This window comes from Paenibacillus sp. Y301, assembly GCF_059445505.1.
Genome location: NZ_JCAIUL010000008.1, coordinates 20,061 through 43,999 on the forward strand (window position 1 = coordinate 20,061; position 23,939 = coordinate 43,999).

Annotated in this window: 19 protein-coding genes and 1 pseudogene; 10 read left to right on the forward strand and 10 right to left on the reverse strand. The window is 40.6% G+C overall.

Annotated features, from left to right (window positions below):
• Positions 1–75 precede the first annotated feature (75 nt).
• Positions 76–1,365, reverse strand: coding sequence for a Gfo/Idh/MocA family protein (locus AC1D69_RS14805; RefSeq protein WP_495456922.1), 1,290 nt, complete (start codon positions 1,363–1,365; stop codon positions 76–78).
• A 125-nt stretch (positions 1,366–1,490) separates the two neighbouring features.
• Between AC1D69_RS14805 and AC1D69_RS14810 the strand changes: the two genes are divergently transcribed.
• Positions 1,491–2,342 carry a helix-turn-helix transcriptional regulator gene (locus AC1D69_RS14810; protein ID WP_495456923.1) on the forward strand — a complete coding sequence of 284 codons (852 nt, stop codon included), beginning with the start codon at positions 1,491–1,493 and terminating at the stop codon, positions 2,340–2,342.
• A 270-nt stretch (positions 2,343–2,612) separates the two neighbouring features.
• Here AC1D69_RS14810 and AC1D69_RS14815 read toward each other — a convergent pair whose 3' ends face one another.
• Positions 2,613–5,255, reverse strand: coding sequence for a bifunctional 2',3'-cyclic-nucleotide 2'-phosphodiesterase/3'-nucleotidase (locus AC1D69_RS14815; protein ID WP_495456924.1), 2,643 nt, complete (start codon positions 5,253–5,255; stop codon positions 2,613–2,615).
• Positions 5,256–5,622: 367 nt separating this feature from the next.
• Here AC1D69_RS14815 and AC1D69_RS14820 point away from each other — a divergent pair, with 367 nt between their 5' ends.
• The 5 genes from AC1D69_RS14820 (at position 5,623) to katA (ending at position 13,046) form a co-directional block, all read left to right on the forward strand.
• Positions 5,623–6,621 carry a substrate-binding domain-containing protein gene (locus tag AC1D69_RS14820; RefSeq protein WP_495456925.1) on the forward strand — a complete coding sequence of 333 codons (999 nt, stop codon included), beginning with the start codon at positions 5,623–5,625 and terminating at the stop codon, positions 6,619–6,621.
• Positions 6,618–8,069: a sensor histidine kinase gene (locus AC1D69_RS14825; protein WP_495456926.1), complete on the forward strand. Its 1,452-nt coding sequence runs from the start codon at positions 6,618–6,620 to the stop codon at positions 8,067–8,069. The genes AC1D69_RS14820 and AC1D69_RS14825 overlap by 4 nt, the downstream gene beginning before the upstream one ends.
• Positions 8,044–9,387, forward strand: coding sequence for a response regulator (locus AC1D69_RS14830; protein WP_495456927.1), 1,344 nt, complete (start codon positions 8,044–8,046; stop codon positions 9,385–9,387). Before AC1D69_RS14825 ends, AC1D69_RS14830 begins: the two co-directional genes overlap by 26 nt.
• A gap of 244 nt (positions 9,388–9,631) precedes the next feature.
• Positions 9,632–10,987: a sugar porter family MFS transporter gene (locus tag AC1D69_RS14835; RefSeq protein ID WP_495457120.1), complete on the forward strand. Its 1,356-nt coding sequence runs from the start codon at positions 9,632–9,634 to the stop codon at positions 10,985–10,987.
• A 601-nt stretch (positions 10,988–11,588) separates the two neighbouring features.
• The gene (katA, locus tag AC1D69_RS14840; protein WP_495456928.1) at positions 11,589–13,046 is read left to right on the forward strand and encodes a catalase KatA; all 1,458 of its coding nucleotides are present in this window, start codon (positions 11,589–11,591) and stop codon (positions 13,044–13,046) included.
• A 148-nt stretch (positions 13,047–13,194) separates the two neighbouring features.
• Here katA and AC1D69_RS14845 read toward each other — a convergent pair whose 3' ends face one another.
• Genes AC1D69_RS14845 through AC1D69_RS14855 form a run of 3 tightly spaced genes read right to left on the reverse strand, consistent with a single transcriptional unit; the run spans position 13,195 to position 15,491 of the window.
• Entirely contained in the window at positions 13,195–14,019 is an 825-nt protein-coding gene (locus AC1D69_RS14845) for a MetQ/NlpA family ABC transporter substrate-binding protein (RefSeq protein WP_495457121.1), read from the reverse strand.
• Between the two features lie 55 nt (positions 14,020–14,074).
• Positions 14,075–14,737 (reverse strand): methionine ABC transporter permease, encoded by a 663-nt coding sequence (locus AC1D69_RS14850; RefSeq protein ID WP_495456929.1) that lies wholly within the window; start codon positions 14,735–14,737, stop codon positions 14,075–14,077.
• Entirely contained in the window at positions 14,730–15,491 is a 762-nt protein-coding gene (locus tag AC1D69_RS14855) for a methionine ABC transporter ATP-binding protein (protein WP_495456930.1), read from the reverse strand. The genes AC1D69_RS14850 and AC1D69_RS14855 overlap by 8 nt, the downstream gene beginning before the upstream one ends.
• Before the next feature lie 380 nt (positions 15,492–15,871).
• Between AC1D69_RS14855 and mscL the strand changes: the two genes are divergently transcribed.
• The 3 genes and pseudogenes from mscL (at position 15,872) to AC1D69_RS14870 (ending at position 17,747) form a co-directional block, all read left to right on the forward strand.
• Positions 15,872–16,264 (forward strand): large conductance mechanosensitive channel protein MscL, encoded by a 393-nt coding sequence (gene mscL, locus AC1D69_RS14860; protein ID WP_495456931.1) that lies wholly within the window; start codon positions 15,872–15,874, stop codon positions 16,262–16,264.
• A 110-nt stretch (positions 16,265–16,374) separates the two neighbouring features.
• Positions 16,375–16,779 carry a hypothetical protein gene (locus AC1D69_RS14865; RefSeq protein WP_495456932.1) on the forward strand — a complete coding sequence of 135 codons (405 nt, stop codon included), beginning with the start codon at positions 16,375–16,377 and terminating at the stop codon, positions 16,777–16,779.
• Positions 16,780–16,932: 153 nt separating this feature from the next.
• Positions 16,933–17,747 (forward strand): annotated as a pseudogene (locus AC1D69_RS14870) (alcohol dehydrogenase catalytic domain-containing protein).
• Between the two features lie 82 nt (positions 17,748–17,829).
• On the opposite strand, the gene AC1D69_RS14875 reads toward AC1D69_RS14870, so the two are convergent.
• Both AC1D69_RS14875 and AC1D69_RS14880 read right to left on the reverse strand, forming a co-directional pair.
• A complete protein-coding gene (locus AC1D69_RS14875; protein ID WP_495456933.1) occupies positions 17,830–18,345 on the reverse strand; it encodes a hypothetical protein in 516 nt (171 codons plus the stop codon).
• Positions 18,338–19,333, reverse strand: a complete 996-nt coding sequence (locus AC1D69_RS14880; RefSeq protein WP_495457122.1) for a Gfo/Idh/MocA family protein — start codon at positions 19,331–19,333, stop codon at positions 18,338–18,340. The genes AC1D69_RS14875 and AC1D69_RS14880 overlap by 8 nt, the downstream gene beginning before the upstream one ends.
• A gap of 357 nt (positions 19,334–19,690) precedes the next feature.
• Between AC1D69_RS14880 and glgP the strand changes: the two genes are divergently transcribed.
• On the forward strand, positions 19,691–21,304 hold the full coding sequence (gene glgP, locus AC1D69_RS14885) for an alpha-glucan family phosphorylase (protein ID WP_495456934.1): 1,614 nt from the start codon (positions 19,691–19,693) through the stop codon (positions 21,302–21,304).
• 218 nt (positions 21,305–21,522) lie between these two features.
• On the opposite strand, the gene AC1D69_RS14890 is transcribed toward glgP, so the two are convergent.
• From AC1D69_RS14890 to AC1D69_RS14900, 3 genes are all read right to left on the reverse strand, one after another.
• The gene (locus AC1D69_RS14890; protein ID WP_495456935.1) at positions 21,523–21,969 is read right to left on the reverse strand and encodes a hypothetical protein; all 447 of its coding nucleotides are present in this window, start codon (positions 21,967–21,969) and stop codon (positions 21,523–21,525) included.
• Between the two features lie 211 nt (positions 21,970–22,180).
• Positions 22,181–22,780, reverse strand: a complete 600-nt coding sequence (locus tag AC1D69_RS14895; RefSeq protein ID WP_495456936.1) for a response regulator — start codon at positions 22,778–22,780, stop codon at positions 22,181–22,183.
• Positions 22,777–23,919: a histidine kinase gene (locus AC1D69_RS14900; RefSeq protein WP_495456937.1), complete on the reverse strand. Its 1,143-nt coding sequence runs from the start codon at positions 23,917–23,919 to the stop codon at positions 22,777–22,779. Before AC1D69_RS14900 ends, AC1D69_RS14895 begins: the two co-directional genes overlap by 4 nt.
• Positions 23,920–23,939 lie beyond the last annotated feature (20 nt).

Sequence of the window (23,939 nt, forward strand, 5' to 3'; positions counted from 1 at the left end):
ACTACATTCTACCAAATGGAGGAAGCCAAAAGAAGCCCCCTAGTATAGGTGGCTTCTCCTCTGTTTTAGACTATTTTAGAACTTCACTAAGCTATCTACTCGAACAGGAAGTCCGGTACGGATCGCTTGGTTAGCGGCAATTCCAGTTAAGATCGACCTCGCACCATCCATATGATTGGCAGCACGATTGAACTTATCTGGCTCTGGATTCCCGAAAATATCATTAAGTAATACCGGATCTCCCCCTCCGTGTCCACCTTCCTTCTCTTCTACTTCAACGTCAAAAGGTTCATCGAACATCGGAAATACGCGGATTGACTTACCTTGCAAAGCACCCTCTAATGCTTTATCTCCACCGGAGTTTACATAAGATTTCTCAACGACATTTACCTCCATGCGCCCTTTGCTCCCATTAAAAACAATCCGGTATCCTTCCCAAGGCTGATAAGCAACAAGTGAATAGGTCAGAATCGCCTTATTCTTATAACGAACTAACACACCCATTGTATCCTCAATACTAATCCCATCCCCGAACACACTTTGGTCACGACGATATCCATCTTCATGTTCTGCATCCAAATACATGGCCTTTAAATGTTCATTATCATCTAGTTGAAGAGCAAATGGATCATCCTTAGCTATCTCATTACCCGTAGCTCGTTCATAGAACTTCGTTACGCCACGTTTCTCAGCATTTTCTTTACCGTAGAACATCAAATCTCCGAAGGCAAACACCGTCTCAGGTTGAGATCCGATCCAGAAATTCACAAGATCGAAATGATGCGTTGACTTGTGAACAAGTAATCCTCCACTATTACGTTTATCGCGATGCCAGCGACGGAAATAATCTGCTCCATGTTGCGTATTAAGCAACCACTCGAAATGCACAGAATGAATATTTCCAATCACATCATCCATAATTAATTCCTTCAGCTTCGTATGATGTGGCGCATAACGATAGTTAAATGTTACTCGCACATTCCGTCCTGTCTCTTTGACCGTGTCTAGAATCTCCTGGCACTTCTCTTCATCAACGGTCATAGGTTTCTCCGTTACCACATCACAACCAAGCTCCATTGCCCGAATAATATAGGTGTGATGAGTACGATCTACGCTAGTTACAATAACCGCATCGGGTTGCTCTGTATGAATCATCAGAACGAACTGATCTGCAGTATACGTGTGAACCTCAGGATAATCATACTTCTCCTTCAACAATCGATTCGCATAGTCCATACGAGTCTGATTCGTATCGCAAAAGGCGACCAACTCTGAAGTCTCATGATAATGTTGTGCTAATGCAGCATAGAAGAATTCCGCTCTTCCTCCAGTACCTACCAATACATACCGTTTCTTGTGACTCAATGTAACCGCCTCCTCTTTGTATTACATCAAGAATAGCGCAATCAAGCACGGTTTACTCCTCAAAATATGACTAATATTTCTAATACCCCGCAATTCTTGCTATAATTTAATTAGAGGTGATTGTATTGAACCTGCCTTACCATTTAACGTTCCGTGACCCCAATCAAGCGATAGAAATTGAATACGATCGTAGAGTCGGACACTTTACCATGCATGATGATCATATCCATGATCATTATGAGCTCTATTACTTAATATCAGGAGAACGATTCTATTTCATTAAAGATCGAAGCTATCGTATTGTAGCTGGAGATCTCGTATTTATCGACCGCCATGCTGTTCACAAAACATCTGATGTGGGCATTCCTGATCATGAACGCATCGTCATTTATTTGCATCGCAGCGTTCTAGAACAGCTATATCCCGAATGGATTCATATTCTAGATGAACCCTTTAAGTGGGATATTCCCGTTCTCCGACTCCCCCTATACGAGAGTCGTTATGTAACAGATACCATTGAAAAGATGAAGCGCGAGTTAACTCAGTTACAACCCAGCAGCTCTCTCTTATTTCGGCATCAAATGGTTGAATTACTACTTCATGCTCATCGACAGAGTCAGCATAATAAGTACCTCACACATGAGAATGAGACTCCCATTCGCCGCAAAATAGCGGACATTGCTCGATATCTGAATGATCATCTAGCGGATCCACTATCCTTATCTGATGTTGCACAACATTTCTACATCAGCCCATTTTATCTGAGCCGTATCTTTAAAGAAACCACCGGATTCACCTATAGCAGCTACATAAACTTAACCCGAATAACAGAAGCTCAGAGACTTCTCCGAGAGTCAACATTACCCATTTCTGAAATCGCTATGCAATGTGGCTTCGATAACTTCTCGCATTTCGGCAAAACCTTTAAGAAGGTGTCTCATGTGTCACCAAGGGAGTATCGGAAGGGGAGGACGTGAGTGTGGCCCTCAGCAATTTAAAGACCTAACATCTGAATCTGAATCTGCATCTCAGATCTCGACGATCAAGTCAAACACTCCGCAAACTCAGGCTGCAATGTACAGGCTCTTTTAAATACATTTCATGAAATAAGGCTCGGACGCGTTGTGCTTCCTTACATTCACGTAAAAAAGCAAGGCGTTCAACGTATCTTAAGATACTTGAACGCCTTGCTTAGAAAAAATTCTTGCTATTCATTGACATGAATTCTATCCAATGCGTTACTCTTATTATTTCAATGTAATAATAAGATCGATGACTTTAGCAGCTTCTGCACGTGTTGAGATTCCTTTAGGTGCGAATGCGCCACTATCGTGACCCTTCATGATTCCAAGCTCTACAAGAACACTAATGTCTGCTTTAGCAGATTCAGTAATCTCACTGTTATCTGTAAAACTAGTTAATGTAGTCGCTTGTACAGTCTTGCCAGACTTAAGATCTAACGCACGTTTAGCCATGACAGCCATTTGTTCACGTGTGATATTTTGTGTTGGCTCGAATTTATCAGCACTTATACCCTTAATTAATCCATTCTCAAATGCAGCATTCACTGACGATGCATACCAACTACTTGCAGGTACATCTTTAAATGTTGCTGCACCTGTAGCTTTTAGACCAAGTGCTTTTACAAGTAAGCTTGCAAATTCAGCACGAGTAACAGTTGCACTAGGAGCAAATGTATCTACCGTTTTACCAGCAGCAATCTTCTTCGTTGCTAGATCACTGATATACTCATAAGCCCAATGATCCGAAGGTACATCTTTAAATTGTACTTGAACTACTGGTGTTGTTGGTTGTGTTGGTGTTACTTCTGGTGTTGTTGGTTGTGTTGGTGTAATACTTGTCTTGCTTAAATCAATGGAGAATACTCCGAATCCTTTATCATCTGTTTTGTTCAAATACTTGATATTGTCTGTTAACTTAGCATAGGATTCCGCTTTTGGCGAAGAAGTAAATGTAACGTTCACTTCACCTGTAATCGGAGCAATGGACCAGTTGTTATCAATTGAAGGATTAATTTCTTTGTTTGCTGAGATATAATCCATCAGAATTTGGCGATTCTCATCTGGGCTATCAATAATATAAGTGCTACCTTTCACGCCTGGGAAGTTACCACCACCGCTTGCACGATAGTTGTTAGTAATAACTACAAACTCTTGATCGGCAGTCACAGCTTTACCGTTATATTGAAGATTAACGATACGGCTTGATTTCTCATCATTCATAGTTCCATCTGCTTTGTACTTCGCTGGTTTAGTTACATCTACTTGATAGGTTACACCATCAATAATGTCGAAGTTAAACACTGCGAAAGAAGAATCTAATAACTCTTGTTCTTCTTTACTTGTAGGATCGATCTGATTGAATTTACCTGCTGACATTTCCAACCATTCTTTAACAACGGATCCCTTCACAAGGATCGCTTTAAGTGTATTATCGTACAAATAAAGATCTCCAGCGCTCTTAATAGCTAATGGACCTTTTGCAATATCTGTGTACTCTTCTACTCCATTACGTCCTGCTTTGAACGGAGCTCCAACAGACAGAATCGGAGTATCTACATATTTAGGAAGGTTCTTCTTAATATAGTCACTTACATATGCTTTTTGAGCATTAGTTACGATCTGTACGGACGGATCATCCTGTACAAGAGCGAAGTAACTGTGAATCGCTGAAGTTGTTGTACCGATTGGACTGTTTGCGTATTTAATGGTTGCTTCATGATCTGCAGTTACTGCAGCAACAATCGCTTGATCAGGTTCTACTGTCGATTTCTTAGCAACAGCATCATAAATAGCTTTTGTCGATGATTGTGTAGATTTCACAGACCATTTACCATCTTTTTTCTCTAAAGACAGATCAATAAGACCTAGGTTAGCACCACCATAGCCCGCTTGAACGGCAGCGACACCATTAATTGTTCCCTTGGCATTATCTACACCTGGTAACAATTTTCCAGTGCTATCTTTGAATAGATTATCCAAAGCTTTTTCGTTCGCAGCAGGGAATACTTTATGAGTATGAGAGAATGTAATGGCATCGATTCCTGGGACCTTACTTAAAGGAAGAACAGCATCTTCTGCATTTACATTGGCTTGTGCACTACCATTGAACCCAGTGTGAGACATAACGATAACAATATCTGCACCTTTTGCTCTCATCTCAGGAACGAATTTCACAGCTGTAGCTACGATATCCTTAGTAATAACTTTGCCCTCAAGGTTTACCTTATCCCATTCTGTAATTTGAGGAGTTACTAGACCTAGAACACCTATTTTTAATGTTTGTTCTTTACCCGCTTCATCTTTGAATGTCTTAGTCATAATCTTGTAAGGCTCGTAACGATTTACATCGTTGTCTGGATTCTTATCTTTGTCGTCTATATATACGTTAGCATTAATATAAGGAAAGTTAGCTTGTTTGATTGCATTATCTAAGTAATCTAGACCGTAGTTAAACTCATGATTACCGAATGTTGCTACATCATATCCCATAAGATTCATAGCTTTATATACGGTATGAACTTCACCTTTTTTGATAGGTTCTACAAGTGCTTTGTAAGTCCCAAGTGGTGTTCCTTGAATTAAGTCACCATTATCTACTAAGAATGTGTTAGGATTCTCTACCCGAGCCTCTTTTACGACAGTTGCCGTTCTAGCAAGCCCTACTGTTGGTGCAACAGCACTTTTATAATAATCATAAGACATGATGTTCGTATGAATGTCTGTTGTCTCCATAATTCTCAATTTAAGAGACGAATCGTCTGATGCAGCTGCTGAAGCATAAACGCCTCCGACAGGTAAAAGAAGCAAACTTAATGTCAACGACGATGCCATAACTTTATGAAACTTGCTCTTGAAACTCATTTCCATGAAGCATTTCATTCCCTTCAATGTAATATTTTATAACTTTTTTAGAGTTACAATACTATAATAGAGTAGATTCAGGAAAAAATACACATTTATTTAACGATATACGCTAGGCTTTTTATTTTAAATTTTAAAAATTGCTTCAAACCGACATTTTGTTGTTTTTTTCGCTAAAAAACCCTCTAATCTCTCTTTCAATCTTCCAATATTCATGTATAAATCTACTAAAATTCGCATTGAAGAATGCTATATAAATCTTATCTCCAATCATTTGGTCTATATAGGGAAAACCTGGGATAAGTTCACTTTTGGGTTTACCTCATGTTTCTTGTATAATGTCCATACTAAGAAGAATCTAAGGAGTTGCAGCATGTCTAACAGGAAATGGAATCTTAGTATAGTGATCCTATTTACCATATTTGTTACATTGATGCTTAGTTTCTTGTTCTCTATGCTTCGTATTCGTGACATGATTGAACCCTTGGGATCTACATCGAAGAATGCTGATCCGCTCCGTCGGCACGTCGTGTTAATCTCTCAGGAATTGGACAATCCTTACTGGCGTTCTATTGAAGAAGGAGCGCGAGAAGCCGCTGAGCAATACCATATCAATCTGGAGTACAGTGGGCCATTTCGAATCCATCCAGATGAACAAATCACACTATTCAAGAAAGCCATCGCTACCAAAGCCGATGCCATTCTAATTCAAGGTATCCATGATCCCATATATCGTTCATTAATTATGACCGCTACGAATCAAGGTATTCCCGTAATCACGATCGATACGGATGAACCTAACAGTTCCAGGTTGTCTTATGTAGGGACAGATAACTTCGAGGCAGGGAAAAGGATGGGGGACCTTGTCGTTCAAGCGACAGGAAGACAAGCAAGCATTGGTGTATTGATTGGCAACGAGTCAGCAGACAATCAGCAACAACGCCTAGAGGGGTTCCGCTCCGTCATTAATGAAGTTGACAGATTTACGATTGTTGATGTGAGATCCTCTAATATTTCTCGTCTTCAAGCGGCAGACCAAGCAGAGACTATTCTGACTAATCATCCTGAAGTACGCTATATGGTCGGTCTCAGCTCTCTCGATGGATTAGGTATCTTAGATGCCACACAACGTGCGAAGCTACAAGATATTCATATCTTTGCTTTTGACGATTTAGACGAGACGCAGAAAGGGATCGCGCAGTGTAAGATTGAATCGACCATTGTACAGCAGCCGAATCGCATGGGATACGATGCAATATCGTTAATCCATGACTATTTTCAGAACAAGACTGTACAACAACACCATTTCACAGCGATTACAATATTAGACCGTCCTTCACCTGGTATTCCTAAAGAGGTCTCGTGCCCATGACGATTCGAAAAAAACTACTTCTATTTATTCCCTTGCTCGTACTACTCGTCAATGTAGTCACCTACTTTCTGTTCCAAAGTGGAAAAACCGTTCAACAAAGCTACGACATCATGATGGAACGAATCTTGCTGTATAAACAATCTTCTCAGACAGCAGATCGTAATCTTAGGTTGCTTTATCACCATTTGATCCATACTGAAGAGGGTAGCCAGGTTGAACTCCAACAAGAACAGAAGAACTTACAGAATATACATGATCAACTCTCGAATATCACAAGCCCCTCTCTCGCACCTTCGGATATGATAAGTTATGTCCATATGTTAGAGACACTAATGGAGCAGACAGCAGACGCCATTACAGCAGATGAAGATCATATCACGCGTACGGCACTTGCCCATTATGCGGATGCAGAGGAGACGACAAGCTTCATCCGTGAAGGAGCAGGACGGCTTGTCGATTCAGAGATTAGCTTCTACCAAAGCATATATCAAGAAATTGAACAAGAAAATAACCGCCTGAATCACTTGGGTTCAACCCTATTTGTTATTAATACACTCATTAGTATCGTGCTCGCATACTGGATCTCTCGAAGCATCACGATCCCGGTCAGCCAACTCGTAGGTATGGCTAGAAGAATTGCCAAAGGTAATCTTCACGTCCAACCTCTTGTGCCACGTTCCAATGACGAGCTAGGAATTCTATCCGGTGCTTTCGAACAAATGACGAGTGATCTATTGGTATTTATAGAGAAAGATAAAGAGAACATCCAACAAGAGAAACTTGTGAAAGAATTGGAGTTACAAGCTCTACAGAATCAGATGAACCCACACTTTCTTTTCAACACGTTAAATGTTCTCTCCCGATTGGCCTTGATTGAAGGCGCTGAGAAGACAAGCGATCTGATTGTGTCCATGTCGAATCTGCTACGATATAATTTGCGAAATCTAGACCAACCCGTCACACTCCAAGATGAGTTAGCCATGGTCCAAGAATATTTCACGATTCAACAAGCACGTTTTCGAGACCGCGTTTCATTCGAGTTAGATATTGATGAAACAACGTTACAAGAATCTATTCCTTCATTAACGCTTCAACCCTTAGTCGAGAATGCTTTCATACACGGAATCCAAGAGATGGAACAGGATGCCCTCATTCGTCTCGAAATAGGTAAAGTGCCTGAAGGGGTACGCATTACCATAACGGATAATGGGTGCGGGATGAGCGAAGCAACAAGACAATCCTTACTTCGCATGGAAGCAAGTACTGAGAAAGAACATTCCACCGGTCTGGGTACACGAAATGTGTTCAAACGTCTGCAGTTATTCTACGGACGACATGATCTGGTGAACATAGATAGCACACTAGGATATGGAACAACGGTTACCATCCTAATTCCCACTAGAAAAGAGGAAGAATCCCAGCATGTATCGGATATTGATCGCGGATGACGAAGCATTGGAACGTGAAGGACTAGAATGGATCATTCAGCGCATGATGCCAGATACATTTCAGATCATTCATGCGGATAATGGCCGAACAGCTATTGAACGAGCGGAAGAACATCGGCCACATATCGTGATGATGGATATTAATATGCCAGGCATCCAGGGCTTAACTGCCATACGAGAAATTAAAGGAAAACTACCCGATACGAAGTTCGTCCTAGTCACAGCTTACGATTACTTTGCCTATGCTAAAGAAGCTCTGACGCTTGGTGTGAAAGAGTATCTTCTCAAACCAGCCAAACGAGATCAAGTGATTAGCGTGCTTGAAGAACTTGTCTCCGAGCTAACCCTAGAGAAGAAACGACGTACGGACGAACTAGAACTTAGACATAAAGTATCCCAGCTACTCCCGTTAGTTGAGAATGAACTTTCTTTAATGTTTATGGTCGACCAGACATTAGATACGGATGCTGAACAGTTATCCGAGTGGCTCGACTTTCCTCTTCATCGAGGCTGTGCGATTGTGATCGCATTCCCAGAGCATATTCATCAACAAAACAAACAGAAAATATATGATACCATTCGAAGTTTCGCAAAGACGAATAAATCGAGTTGTATCGTTAGTTCATTAATTGAACGTCACATGGCTATTTTCATAGAAAAGGACCCTACCATTCCTGAAGATCTATGGAAGGAAGAATCCAAACGTTATGGAGAGAAACTCGCCATATTGACGAAAAAGCAACTCCAATACGACGTATCCATCGGGATAGGAACGCTTCATAGCGGAGCGGAAGGGTTTCGCAAGTCTTATTTTGAAGCAGTATTTGCATCTACCTATGACGAACACAATAGTAATATCTGTCACTTTGAGGAATTGAAGCAAAGGGATATACACTCAACCGAGTCGGAGAGCCATTCTTCCATCTCCGAATCAGGTCATAAATCCTATGTTATATCTGCGTTGCACCAGATTCGAGAGGAACGTGAACAACAAACGATAACCGTCCTCGATCGGGCACAGGCGTATATACAGGACAGATATACAGAGGATTTATCTCTTGAAGAAGTGGCAGACTTCGTCCATCTTAACGCACACTATTTCAGTAAAATATTCAAACAACAAATAGGAAGTAATTTCATTGATTATGTCACGAAGTTACGAATCGATAAGGCTAAACTCCTAATGAGCTCTGAGAGTCTAAGTCTCAAGGAAGTATGCTACAAAGTAGGTTATAACGATCCGAATTATTTCAGTCGTGTATTCAAAAGGGTAACTGGAATAACCGCAAGTGAATTCCGGAATCAGAAGAAATCTTGAGTAATGTCCATGTCTACGACATGGACTTTTTTGTGTTTCCAAGACATAAATGTGCTAATTCAGCATCGTCATAAGACTATAAATACGCTGTATGAATTAAATGCGGTAAGAACACAGATAAGTGAAGGTATTTGCCCCCTTTCACTTTGGTTATCTATGATACAATGAGATCGTTTTTAGTGGATAATGAGAGGGGTCAACACCTTTGGAAAGTACGATAGAGAAAGACCATGAACACATTAGCATGAAATTTGTGATTCTAGTGTCCATTGTATCCGCTCTTGGTGGATTATTATTTGGATTCGATACAGCTGTTGTCTCAGGAGCCATTGGTTTCATGGAGCAACACTTTCAATTAAGTCAGTTACAAGTCGGTTGGGCTGTGTCCAGTCTAATTATCGGCTGTATTGTAGGAGCCGCATCATCAGGCATGTTAGGTGACAAATTCGGTCGCAAAAAAATTCTGATGACTGCTGCAATCCTTTTTATAATCAGTTCTATTGCTTCAGGATTAGCCGATACGTTCTCTCTTTATGTAGTAGCTCGTATTATAGGCGGCCTTGGTATAGGGATTACATCTACCTTATGCCCACTGTATAATGCTGAAATAGCTCCTGCTAAATATCGCGGTCGTCTAGTCGCGTTGAACCAACTCGCTACCGTAACAGGTATCTTTTTAACCTATTTCATTAATTTATGGATCTCAAATTCTGGGGATGCGGCTTGGGGGATCACTACGGCTTGGCGTTGGATGTTCGGTGTAGGCGCTATTCCAGGATTACTATTTCTTGTTCTCCTCTTCTTCGTTCCTGAAAGCCCTAGATGGCTCATTAAACAAGGAAGACCCGCTGAAGCGTTACCTGCTCTATTACGTATTCATGGGGAAGAATTAGCGAAAAAAGAAGTTATCGATATCAAGAAATCTTTCGAGCAAGAAAGTGGCTCTATTCGTCAATTGTTCAAACCAGGATTACGTATTGCACTCATTGTAGGTGTTGTGATTGCAGTCTTACAACAAGTAACAGGAATTAATGCGGTCATGTATTACGCACCGGAGATATTTAAGGCAACGGGCGCAGGTACAAATGCTGCATTAACTCAGACGATTCTTGTCGGGTTAGTCAATTTCCTATTCACGATTCTGGCCATATGGCTTATTGATAAAGTCGGACGTAAAGCACTGCTATTAGTTGGATCAGCTTCGATGATGATCTGTCTCATTGTTATAGGTGCTGCTTTTCAAACAGGTCATACCTCAGGACCTTTGGTTCTCATCTTCATATTACTCTACGTCGCTTCCTTTGCCGTATCGCTTGGGCCTGTCGTATGGGTAATCATGTCGGAGATCTTCCCGAACCGAATTCGTGGTAAAGCTACAGCCATTGCTTCCATGGCATTATGGGTGGCTGATTATATCGTATCGCAATCCTTTCCACCGATGCTTGATTCCATTGGACCTGGAATTACATTCTGGATTTTCGGCGGCATGTCCTTGATTGCCTTCCTTTTCACTTGGCGTGTGATTCCCGAGACAAAGGGCAAGACGCTGGAAGAAATCGAATCATTATGGTCTGCACCAAACAACCGAACGACTCTTTAAGAGCCGTTCGGTTTTCTTTTTTTATATCGTATGGATCCGGTATGACTAGACTCAACATCTTAGAGAAACCGCGGTGTTTGGTACCGCTACGACGGTATGATGATAGGTTGCTACGACGATACGAAGATACGTTATTCTCCATCTAGTTCGAGCATTTAAGCAACAATAGCCGAGAATCGAATGAATTAACGGTAGAATTTCCAGTTGCATAGTTAAATAGTGGATTATTAGATTATTAACAGGAGTTATTCCAGGTAATTCGACCAGTAACCGATCACGAGTAAGATTAGTGCTTCAATCATTGTTAACAGAACGTGTGGGGCCGACCTATTGTGAATGCTCCATAATTACGTGAGTTTGTGGAACTTGATTGAGTTGCTGTTCCTGTGACGGTGACGGTGGCTGTTGCTCTTGTTGCTGTTGCCGTTACTGTTGCTGTTGCTGTTGCTGTTGCGGTTACTGTTGCATGCTGGGTTTTAGGATGAACCTAAAACTACATATAGACCGCTTATTTATAATAATTATAAATAAGTATTGATTATATTTTAAAAGTTGTTATCATATACTTATACAAATTATTTTATGAGGTGATTTCATTATTATGACTAACAATAACAACAATCTTACTACCAGTTGGGGTGCTCCTGTCGGAGACAACCAGAATTCTATGACCGCAGGGCCTCGTGGTCCGGTATTAATTCAAGATGTTCATCTCCTAGAGAAATTGGCTCATTTCAATCGGGAACGTGTTCCAGAACGTGTCGTTCATGCTAAGGGTGCCGGAGCTCATGGTTATTTCGAAGTGACCAATGACTTATCTCAATATACTAAAGCTGCCTTTCTTAATACCGTAGGCAAACGTACACCTATGTTCGCTCGCTTCTCCACGGTCGCTGGTGAACTTGGGTCTGCTGACACTGTTCGTGACCCACGCGGATTCGCTCTCAAGTTCTACACAGAAGAAGGTAACTATGACTTAGTAGGAAACAACACACCGGTATTCTTCATCCGTGATGCGATTAAATTCCCTGATTTCATTCACACACAGAAACGTCATCCACAGACTCATTTGAAGAGTCCAAATGCGGTATGGGATTTCTGGTCTTTATCACCGGAATCATTACACCAAGTCACCATTCTCATGTCCGATCGAGGTATTCCTGCAACACTAAGACATATGCATGGATTCGGTAGTCATACTTATAAGTGGGTTAATACTGAAGGTCAAGCGGTATGGGTGAAATATCATTTCAAAACAGCACAAGGTATTCAGAATCTTGATGTCGATCTAGCTGCTAAACTTGCAGGTGAGAATCCTGATTATCATACAGAAGATTTATTTAATGCCATAGACCAAGGAGATTTCCCAGTCTGGAATCTGCATGTTCAGATTATGCCATTAGAAGATGCTGATACGTATCGCTTCGATCCATTTGATGTTACTAAAGTGTGGTCCCAGAAAGACTACCCTCTGATCGAAGTGGGTCGGATGGTACTAGATCGCAATCCTGAGAACTATTTCGCTGAAGTGGAGCAAGCAACGTTCACTCCTGGATCATTTGTGCCTGGCATCGAAGCTTCTCCAGATAAAATGCTACAAGGCCGTTTGTTCGCTTACGGAGATGCACATCGTTATCGTGTTGGTGCCAACCATAATGCGTTGCCAATCAACTGCCCTTATGCTGCCAAAGTAAACAACAATCAACGTGATGGACAAATGCGTCCTGATAACAATGGTGGAAGTGCTGTATATTATGAACCCAATAGCTATGGTGGGGCTACAGAAGTACCTCAACATAAACCAGCTGAATTCGAAGTATCTGGGCAAGCAGCCAGCGTAGCTTATGATCAAGATGATCATTATACACAAGCCGGTGACTTGTACCGTCTAATGAGCGAAGATGAACGTACGCGTCTTGTTCGGAACTATGTTGGTGCTATGATGCCTGTAGATAAGGATGAAATCAAGATTCGCCAAATCGGTCACTTGTTAAAAGCTGATCCTGAATTCGGGCAACGTGTAGCCGAAGGACTAGGATTGTCGGTGCCACAGGCTTAAGAATCTTAGATGAATAGGTTGTAATTAAGGGAGTGTCCTGAAAGTCATTGATGAAATGACAAGGGGCACTCTTTTTTTCTAATCCTTTTAAATAAAAACAAAAAAAGCACCGATCCGAAGATCCGTGCTCTATGCCTTACAACTTCAACTATTTAAATGCAGGTACAGCAATTTCAGCATAATTGTCTTCAAAGAACTTTTTCACTTCAGGACTTGTCATTCTCTCAGCGAGCTTCTGAATCGGTGCTGAATCTACATTATCTTTACGAGCTACTAACGTAATCACGAAGTCAGAATCATCGCCTTCTGTAATCAAAGCATCTTTCTTAGGCGTCAAGTTTAGTGGCTTAGCATAGGCTGGCGTCATGGCAACAAGATCCACATCATCTAACGTACGAGCCAACATCAACAAATCTACCTCTTGAAATTTGAAATTCTTCTTATTCTCAATAATGTCTGCTTGTGTTGCATTAATACCTACACCTTCTTTTAACTTGATCAGACCACCTTTTTCAAACATTACAAGGGAACGTCCGATATTTGAAGGGTCATTTGCCATCGCAATCGTTGCTCCTTCAGGCAGCTCTTCTATCTTCTTATATTTCTTGGAGTATGCACCATAGATAGCATTATAGATGGGTTGTACAGGCACTAACTCACTCTTATTGGCTTCATTGTATTGATTCATATAAGGAACATGCTGAAAAAAGTTAGCGTCAACTTCCTTATTAGCTAAGGCATTGTTCGGTTGAACGTTATCTGACAGCACGACGATTTCAAGATTAATGCCATCTTCTTTTAACATAGGTTTTACAATATCCAATACCTCTGTCATTGGTGGAATAAGTGTAGCCACTTTCAACGTTACTTCTTCTTGAGTCTGAGCCTTATCCTCAGCCTGATTCTGGTCATTGTTGTTCTTATTCCCACATCCAGCCACAACTAACATCAATACAACAACCGCAATCAACATAAATGATTTATTTCTAATCAACTCAAAAACCCCCATTGTCTATTTTAACTCTGTATTATCTTTTATCTAACACTCTAGAAATAAAGCTACCCGTATACTGTATCGCTTGCACCAGAATAATCATAATAATGATCGTAAATATCATAATCTCTGTCTCAAACCTTTGATATCCATACCGGATCGCGAAATCTCCAATTCCACCCCCACCTACGATTCCCATCACCGTTGAATACGAGATGAAACTAATCGTAGATGTGGTTAATCCCAGCATGAGACCTGAACGTGCTTCAACGTACAGAAACTTGACGATGACCTGTAACGTCGATGCTCCCATTGAGGTAGCTGCTTCTATAACACCTTTGGGAACCTCCAAGAGTGACTGTTCCACTAATCTGGAATAATAAGCAATCGCCATAATGGATAAGGGTACAGAAGCTGCAAGTGTTCCTAACGCTGTTCCTACAACAAATCGCGTAAACGGAATGAGGAACACTACAAGTAGTAGAAAAGGGAACGATCGGACAATATTAACTACAATATTCATAATAGCGAACAAGACACGATTCTCATACAACTGACCTTTTCTGCACAAGTATAATAATGTCCCTACTGGAAGTCCTAATAATATGGCTGCAGCAATCGAAATTCCAACCATGACAAAAGTCTCACCAATCGCGTGCCATATCTCAGACTGAAATTGCATGATGTAGTCAAACATGAGTCTCCCTCACTTTATTCCCTGTTTGTGCCTCAGTCATGCTCAGAATATCATCGGGTGAAATACCATGCCCTAGCTCCGCCGTGAACGTTCGGACCAAACCACCGTTCTCCATCAACGATACCGTAGAGCACATATTCGTAACTACATCCATTTCATGGGTTACAATTACGACGGTAACTCCGAAATTACAGTTGATATGTTTCAGAACATCCAGAATTCCTGCCGTCGTTTGCGGATCTAGAGAGGATGTCGGCTCATCGCACAACAGTACCTTCGGGCGAGTGACTAGCGCTCTAGCGATGGCTACCCGTTGTTTCTGGCCCCCACTTAGACGGGATGGATATTCATCTGACTTATCCAGTAATCCGACAAAGTCCAAGTATTCTCGAACTCTTTCTAAGCGCTCCTTCTTCGGTAATCCAGTCATTTCGAGAGGAATCGCGACATTCCCACTTACCGTCCGATTATTAACCAGATTGAAAGATTGAAAGATCATCCCCATCGATCTACGTGCTTCACGAAGCTGCTTATCGGTCATCGCTGTCAGTTCCTGACCATCTACGATCACCGTACCTTCGTCAGGTCTTTCCAGTAAATTCATCATTCGCAAGAGCGTGGATTTCCCTGCTCCACTACTGCCGATGATGCCATATATTTCTCCTGCTCCCACTTGAAGCGATACAGAATCTATGGCTTGAAAATGACTATTTGATGTAACAAATGTTTTGCTCACTTGATGCAAAGAAATCATCAAGAGTATCCTCCTTTTGTAGGGATAGCTTATTCATTCACATCATGAACGAATATATAGTAACCTATGTAAGTCCTAGACAAACAAAAATAATGCCCACAAGACATATCGTCTAAGCGAGCGTCGTATCCACATTTGGCTATCAAGATTATCATCATTCTAGAAAATGACAATCTTCACCTAGTATACCACAATTTCTACGTGATATATTTCATATAATTAATGATTACAATCGGATTCCCCTCTTATTATCTTGCAATAAACCTTTGAAGTTGTTCGTCTTGGTCAATACGATCTCTTACACACTCCGTTATTGTAACCCATCCTCAACATTGTTATAATTTAATAAAATATTAATAGAATAAGGGTGTGACCTACATTTGTTAAAAGAATTTAAAGATTTCGCGCTTAAGGGAAATGTCATGGATCTTGCTGTTGCAGTTATCATAGGAGCTGCATTCGGAAAAATTGTTTCTTCTTTGGTCGATGACTTACTGATGCCCTTAATTGGGATACTTCTTGGGGGACTAGACTTCTCAGGTCTGCAATATCCTCTAGGTGATGCCGTTCTGAAATATGGTTTATTCATACAGACCGTTATTGATTTCGTCATTATTGCGTTCTCTATCTTCTTATTTATTAAAGTGTTAAGTAGATTTAAACGCAAGGAAGAAATTAAGGCTTCTGAGCCACCAGCTCCTTCTAACGAAGAACGATTACTTACTGAAATCCGTGACTTGTTGAAACAACAACGACAAGGAATGGATAACTAGCATTCAACCCTCAGCTAACAGAAAAGCAAACTCAATTTCGTCTCAAAAGTCTACTCCAAATCTATAATACTTTCATATATTGTTATCATCTCATATAAGGAGTGATAGCAATGCCAATCAATAATGACAATCTTCGACTCTCCCTGTTTGCAGGAGCCAACTATACAGGGAGAAACATTGTTTTTAGAAACGGAGGAGTAGCCGTAAAGAATCTAGGAGCCTTACGATTCAACAATCTACTCACTAGTTTTAAAGTTAACAACACCATGGTTCCACAAAATGTAACCTTAGTTCTTTTCTCTCGAAATAACTTCAAAGGTTCATACCGGATCTACACTGGAAGAACGAATGTAGCTAACTTAAGTACAACGAACTTCAACAATGTGACTTCATCATTTATTCTCGTAGGTACTAGATTGACAGAAAGCCAAGTTCTCGAAATTCAACGTACCGGTGTTCTTCCTTGTGAAGTTCTAGTCATTACTAGACAACAACAGAGCACCAAAAAATGCTAATGGTTTAAAGAAAACTAAATGTAAGATCAAAAGTTCTGGGATAGCTAACAAGCGATTCCAGATTTTTTTGATTATTTAAGCTTTAATTCATGGGAATGGTGATCTTTACCCTGGGGCATAATTCAATAGATACCTATAGAAAGGAGAATGATCATGAGAGCCGTTACATATCAGGGAGCGAAAGATATACAAGTTAAGGAAGTCCAAGATCCTACTTTACAGAATAAAGACGATATCATTGTTCGTATCACATCAACAGCCATCTGCGGTTCTGATCTCCATATTTATCTTGGTGCACTACCTGCCGATAAGGACTACGTGATTGGTCATGAACCGATGGGAATCGTTGAAGAAGTCGGATCTGAGGTCACGAAGGTGAAGAAAGGCGATCGTGTCGTACTTCCTTTTAACATTTCATGTGGGCATTGTTATTACTGTCAGCACGATTTAGAAAGCCAATGTAACAACTCTAATCGAAATCCTAAGGTAGATACGGGTGGATACTTTGGATTCACAGATCGTTATGGTAACTATCCTGGAGGACAGGCCGAATATTTACATGTGCCCTATGGAAATTTCATGCCTTTTGTTATTCCAGAGTCATGCGAACTTGAAGATGAGGCCCTATTATTTATGTCTGACGTTCTTCCCACAGCTTACTGGAGTGTAGAGCATTCGGGTATGAAACCCGGAGATACGGTGACGGTTCTAGGTTGTGGCCCTGTTGGGTTAATGGCGCAAAAATTCGCTTGGATGAAGGGTGCATCAAGAGTTATTGCGGTTGATCATGTTCCTTATCGCTTACACCATTCAACTTACTGGAGTCTATGGTTCTGTCTATAACATGTTCCCTCTAGGAAGTATGTTTGAAAGAAATATCACCCTGAAGATGGGACAAGCACCGTGATGCTTATAAAATGTTCTATGAGCATGAAGATGATTGCATCAAGGTTATCCTGAAACCTTAAATAAACTCTCACGTTAGGGAAAATATGATTCTCCCTTGATTAGATAACTCACCTATGATCTATTCAAGGGAAATCACGTATTTTAAATATCTTTTAAATTGCGTAGTGTCTGAATGACATGATCCACAACCTCAGGGATATCTCCCATCTGATCCTCATTTATTTTACGCTCAAATCTTACCTCAATGGTATTCATATAGCCTGAGGGATCTTGACCATATACATAACTTAACGTTTGTGTCGGTGTTGTCGGCGATTTCCAGATCTCTAGGAGGGCCTGATTAACCTGAACACACTGTGTCTCCACATTACGAATTGGCATATAGAATCGTAGACGCAACGTGCAACCCGGTTCCTCACCTGGTAACTCTAGGATTTCAGCAGCTAGATCCTGGAGTGATACCTCTAAAGAAATCTCAGCTGTTATATCTGTATATTCCGCCAATACGAACTGGATAACGAATTCCCTCGACATAACCGACATTTCCATCCGGTCCAACCGATTGACCATCTGAATGGTACCATCCAGATTATCCAAATCGTATAACGTATTCTCAAAAGAGACCTTTAAATTGTCGTAAACGGTAGGATCATACATCTGAATGACGATCCGCTGGATATTGAAGACCAATCTGACGTCTAGCTTCTTCCATAACCTCGGCTACGGCTAATGAATTCGCATGAGAATTGATGGATCCATCTCGTTGCCCTCTCGCTAGCAATCCAATAAACTCCTGAATTTCATAGTACATGGATTCATGGAGTTGCGGTCGAGTTAGATCTTCAATCGTGCCATCTCTATAATGAATTTTCACATCGTACGGCTGACTAATTTTATCAATCACCATCGTTCCGTTCTCACCATGGATCTCAGCAGGTAAATAGGAATCTGTAATCTTAGAATGCATAACAACTGCATCCATATCGTTATATTTCATGACCATACTTCCTTCACCATCAACACCTGAAGATAACATCACACCCACAGCACGAACTTCATCTGGCTTACCGAATAAGGTCACCATCGGATAGAGACAATAAATACCTAAATCCATTAATGAACCGTTCGAATATATTGGATTAAAAGCATTCAGAATCGTACCTTGTTTAAACGCATCATAACGTGATGAATACTGACAATATCCTGCAAAATAACGCCGAACCTGTCCTATTTTATACAAATTGTCCTTCATGATCTTGAAATTCGGCATTAACGTCGATTTCAAAGCTTCCATTAGTAGCACGTCGTTCTCCCTAGCAACCTTAATCATTTCTTTCATCTCAGTAGCATTAGAGGCCATAGGCTTCTCACATAGGACGTGCTTCCCATGATTCATACATAGAATTGCTTGTTGCGCATGAAATGAATTCGGACTAGCAATATACACAGCATCAATTAGATCACTTGAAGCCATTTCTTCTATATTCGTGAATACCTTAGGATGATTATATTGAGCAGCAAACGTGTTGCCTTTATCTTCTGTTCTCGAGTACACCGCCGTAAGAGCAAATTCCTCTGTCTCCAATGCTGCAAGGATGAAACGTTCAGTTATCCAGTTAGTTCCAATAATACCAAATCGTATCATAATTTTATCTCCCCATCCCTCATGTGATCTTTGTAATATCATTCTCTCATTCTCCTATCTTCATGTCCAATATTTAAGCTAACATTGTGCAATTGCTCCCCTATAGAGAAAGAAATGCAAACGTTTGTCCCATCAAAATAAGGTCACCACTACCGATTTCCATGAATTTTTTGTGAAAATAGGTCATTTTATCTTATATGCATAGATTTTCCATGGATAAGTATGCTAATATATGGGCGTAATCGCTTACATGTTTATTTGAAATCGATTATGAAGCAAACGTTTGCATCGAGAGAAGTACTACATCATATTGCTAATGGATTAACCACAATGAGAGATGATTAGGGGGCTTGTCAAATGAATGAGAATACATTACCGACAGTAGCTTACTTTAGCATGGAGTATGGACTTCATTCCGATTTCAAAATGTATGCTGGTGGTCTAGGAATTCTAGCCGGTGACTACATCAAGGGTGCAAAAGATATTCAAATGCCGATTGTCGCAATCGGTGTGAAATGGAAACAGGGTTATACAGACCAAAGGATTGATGCGGACGGAAACCCTTACGATACTTACCATAACTACGTTTACGACTTTCTAGAAGATACGGGTGTAAAAGTAACTGTTAAAGTCAGAAACATTGATGTCATCTGTAAAGTCTGGAAAACAGAACATTTCGGAAATAACCCTCTGTACTTACTTGATACAGATATTCCTGAGAACAATGATGCTTGGATTACCGGTCAGCTATATGGTTGGTTCGGCGAAGAACGTATTGCCCAGGAAATCGTTCTAGGTATAGGTGGAGTAAAGGCCATGCGTGCGTTGGAAATCCCAATTGACGTCTACCATTTCAATGAGGGGCATGCAGCTCTTGCTGCTACCGAATTAATTCGCGAGAAGATGTGTACGGGAGATACGTTCGAAGAAGCATGGAAAGCAACAAAGGAAGAAGTCGTATTTACTACACACACTCCGATTAAAGAAGGTAATGAGACACATCCATTAGAGCGTCTTGAATATATGTCGGCTTTCAATGGCTTGACTCGCGACCAAATGGAGCGTATTGGTGGCAATCCTTTTAACATGACTGTCGCTGGCTTACGTCTATCACGCATTTCTAATGGCGTAGCAGAACTTCATGCGGATACCTCCAACAAAATGTGGAAGGAAGTTTCCGGACGTTCCCCAATTATTGCGATTACGAATGCTATTCACACACCAACGTGGGTTGATGAACGTATTACTCGTGCCTTTGAAGATGATGGCGATTTGTGGGCAACCCATATGGATCTTAAACAAGAATTAATTGATTTCATCCAAGATCGCTCTGGTATTCAATTAGATGTAAATAATCTGCTCATCGGATTCTCTCGTAGAGCAGCACCTTACAAACGAAGTGATCTGATCTTCTCTACTCCTGAAATCATTGAGCCTTATCTAAAATCAGGTAAAGTACAAATCGTGTTCTCTGGCAAAGCTCATCCTTTAGACGATAACGGCAAAAAAATTGTTAGTAATCTAGTCTCCATGATGAAGAAATATCCGAAGAGTGTCGTATTCTTAGAGAATTATGATATGACTATTGGAGCAATGTTAACTCGTGGATCTGATATTTGGCTCAACAACCCTCGCAGACCACTTGAAGCAAGTGGAACTTCCGGCATGAAGGCGTCAATGAATGGTGTATTGAATTGCTCAATTCTGGATGGTTGGTGGCCAGAGGCTTGTATTGATGGAGTCAATGGATGGCAAATTGGTGATGGCTTTGAGACGACAGATTTCGAGCTATTAGACCGTCATGATACGGAGGCTCTATACGACACTTTACTTAACAAAGTGTTACCTACGTACTACGAGAACCGTCCAAAGTGGGTCGAAATGATGAAGCAGAGCATTGAAACTACTCGTCACGAGTTCGCAAGTAAACGTATGTTAGAGCAATACTTTAACCTCATGTACATTAAATAGGAAATCGTTAAACGCGATAAGCCGGTCATCTCATGTTTGAGATTGAACGGCTTTTTTTCTTATGTAATTCTAAATTGTTAAAAGATATCTATCTTTTCTGAAAATAAAAGGGATTTTCAGTTAAATTGTCGAATTATCGTGAAAATACATAGTTCATTTAACATAATAGTCACATTCAAAAAAGGAAATATGCGATGGAAAAATGAAGCGATCATGCATTAGAATAAAGACTTTCGTGGTTGAACATGTTTCTGTTGATTCATTTTACTAGGTAACTTCCATGCCGTCACGATGGCGAACAAGATAATTACAACATCCATTCCATTAAATAATCCCGTAAAATTGTAGTTAAAAAAGTGGAAAGTCTGACTATTCATAATCCCTTTAAATCCATCATTTAATATGTAACTGATAATAATATACTTCCCAAGTATTATCCCGGCTAAGCAAGCAATGACTGCAATAATCTGATGTGCCCGGGTAGTCTGTTTCTTCGCTAATACAGCTACCGTATATCCTGTCAGTCCACCAATTGCCCATGCTATAATTCCTAATTCATATTCAGTTAGGATCGCGATCGTTGCCCAGATCGCACCCCCAATGATTGCAGCTATTACCGCCCCAATGACAGGTAACATCAACATCGTTTTCTTTCTTTCCACCATGAAGTTCGCCTACCTTTTCTATTTATAGATATATGAACAATTCCCGCTTTTTTAATAATATCAGATATCAAGTAATATAAAGTCAACTAATTGTAATATACCTGCAATCTAATTTTCATCTGGCATTAATGTAGTCAAGGTACAATGAAGTTACCCCTTTTAGTATATATAAATATAGAACCCACAGCCCGTTGCTGTGGGTTCCTTTTTTTTATTTAAACCATCCTTTTTCCTTGAATTGTGTGATGGCTTCAATTCGATTACTTACGCCAAGTTTATCAAGAATAACGGAAATGTAGTTGCGAACCGTTCCAGTCGTAATAAACAATTGATTTGAAATTTCTCTTGTATTTTTGCCATCAGCAATCAATTGGAGAACTTCCTTCTCTCGCTCCGTCAGTGGACTTTCCTGACCATACGCATCATCTACAAGCTCCGGCGCATAAATACGTCGTCCCGCCATGACACTGCGAATGCAACTTGCAAGCTCTTCGCTTGGGCTGTCTTTTAACATATAGCTACTGACACCCGCTTTGAGCGCACGCTCGAAATATCCAGGTCTAGCAAACGTCGTTAGGATGATCACCTTGCAGTTGAGCTCTTTGAGTTCCTCAGCTGCATCCAATCCACTCTTCGCTGGCATCTCAATGTCCATGATGCATATGTCCGGTTGATGAAGGTGAACCATAGCTATTGCTTCGACACCGTTACTTGCTCTTCCTACAACCGTCATATCTTCTTCCAAATCAAGCAGAGACGCAAGTGCCCCCAACAGCATACGCTGATCTTCGGCAATGACTATACGAATCATACCTCCATCTCCTTTTCTGGTTTCTTCACAACGTTTGGTACTGTAATGATAAGTGTTGTTCCCTCGTCCGATTGAATCTCAAGTGTCCCATTTACGAATTCAAGCCTTTCCATCATACCCTTCAGTCCGTTACCACTATAGGATCTCTTCAAATCATCCGTAGCAATACCAATCCCATTATCCTGCACTCGAATGGAGAGATTCGTTAGGGATGACTCCAGGTAAATCGTACAAGAGGAAGCCTCGCTGTGCTTCACTACATTCGTGACCGCTTCCTTGAGACACATACTTAGCACATTTTCCGTAAGCAATGAGGTGTTCTTCAACTGAGGATCACCTTCAATGTTGCATTCAATTTCAGCCGCTTTTAAAATCTGACTAACTCGATACATTTCATCTTCTACTCTTGTCCCTCGCATTTCAGTAACCAATTCCCTGACTTCCTTTAATGCACTTCTGGCTGTTTGACGAACGTCATTTATCTCTTCTTGGGCCCGCGTGATATCTTTGGTCATTAATTTACTAGCTAGATCACTCTTCAATCCAATAAGGGACAGCTTCTGACCCAACGTATCGTGTAGATCACGTGCAATTCGCTGACGCTCCTCTAACTTGACCAACTCTGAAATTCGCTTGTTCGCATCCTCAAGCTGGCCCTGAAGCTTATCACTTTTGTTCCGGTTATATGTATTGACAGGTAATAAAATAACCCCAATCAGACACATCACAATAAACGGGAACTGCGTAATAAATAAGGGAATCTGAGCAACAAATCCATAATTGATACTTATAAATGTCGTGACAAGATGAATACAATACAGCGTTATAAATCCCGCTTTATTCTGAATGTTACCGATAAAAAGGGCTAAGAAGATAGCAAAATAAACATAACCAAATACAATGGTCATGCCTATAGAGATGATAATCTGTATGCTCGTCCAGAAGTATACCTGCCACCCTTTAGTTATAAAAGACAACACATAACATCCCATGAACGCAATAATCATAACGATCCCTGAAGCTACATGATATGGAGACGATGCACGAAATATAAAGTAAAAAGGGAGGATGCAAAAGACGACCCACACATAAGGACTAAGTCCAGTATTTTTATGAAAAATTTGATACCATTTCAGCATGGTCTTCACACCCTCTTTTT

Excerpts from the sequence above, each read along its gene's own strand:
- AC1D69_RS14815 (WP_495456924.1), bottom strand. The coding sequence starts at position 5,255 with ATGGAAATGAGTTTCAAGAGCAAGTTTCATAAAGTTATGGCATCGTCG.
- AC1D69_RS14820 (WP_495456925.1), top strand. The coding sequence starts at position 5,623 with ATGTCTAACAGGAAATGGAATCTTAGTATAGTGATCCTATTTACCATA.
- AC1D69_RS14825 (WP_495456926.1), top strand. The coding sequence starts at position 6,618 with ATGACGATTCGAAAAAAACTACTTCTATTTATTCCCTTGCTCGTACTA.
- AC1D69_RS14830 (WP_495456927.1), top strand. The coding sequence starts at position 8,044 with ATGTATCGGATATTGATCGCGGATGACGAAGCATTGGAACGTGAAGGA.
- AC1D69_RS14835 (WP_495457120.1), top strand. The coding sequence starts at position 9,632 with ATGAAATTTGTGATTCTAGTGTCCATTGTATCCGCTCTTGGTGGATTA.
- katA (WP_495456928.1), top strand. The coding sequence starts at position 11,589 with ATGACTAACAATAACAACAATCTTACTACCAGTTGGGGTGCTCCTGTC.
- AC1D69_RS14845 (WP_495457121.1), bottom strand. The coding sequence starts at position 14,019 with ATGTTGATTGCGGTTGTTGTATTGATGTTAGTTGTGGCTGGATGTGGG.
- AC1D69_RS14850 (WP_495456929.1), bottom strand. The coding sequence starts at position 14,737 with ATGTTTGACTACATCATGCAATTTCAGTCTGAGATATGGCACGCGATT.
- AC1D69_RS14855 (WP_495456930.1), bottom strand. The coding sequence starts at position 15,491 with ATGATTTCTTTGCATCAAGTGAGCAAAACATTTGTTACATCAAATAGT.
- AC1D69_RS14865 (WP_495456932.1), top strand. The coding sequence starts at position 16,375 with ATGCCAATCAATAATGACAATCTTCGACTCTCCCTGTTTGCAGGAGCC.
- AC1D69_RS14875 (WP_495456933.1), bottom strand. The coding sequence starts at position 18,345 with ATGTATGATCCTACCGTTTACGACAATTTAAAGGTCTCTTTTGAGAAT.
- AC1D69_RS14880 (WP_495457122.1), bottom strand. The coding sequence starts at position 19,333 with ATGATACGATTTGGTATTATTGGAACTAACTGGATAACTGAACGTTTC.
- glgP (WP_495456934.1), top strand. The coding sequence starts at position 19,691 with ATGAATGAGAATACATTACCGACAGTAGCTTACTTTAGCATGGAGTAT.
- AC1D69_RS14890 (WP_495456935.1), bottom strand. The coding sequence starts at position 21,969 with ATGGTGGAAAGAAAGAAAACGATGTTGATGTTACCTGTCATTGGGGCG.
- AC1D69_RS14895 (WP_495456936.1), bottom strand. The coding sequence starts at position 22,780 with ATGATTCGTATAGTCATTGCCGAAGATCAGCGTATGCTGTTGGGGGCA.
- AC1D69_RS14900 (WP_495456937.1), bottom strand. The coding sequence starts at position 23,919 with ATGCTGAAATGGTATCAAATTTTTCATAAAAATACTGGACTTAGTCCT.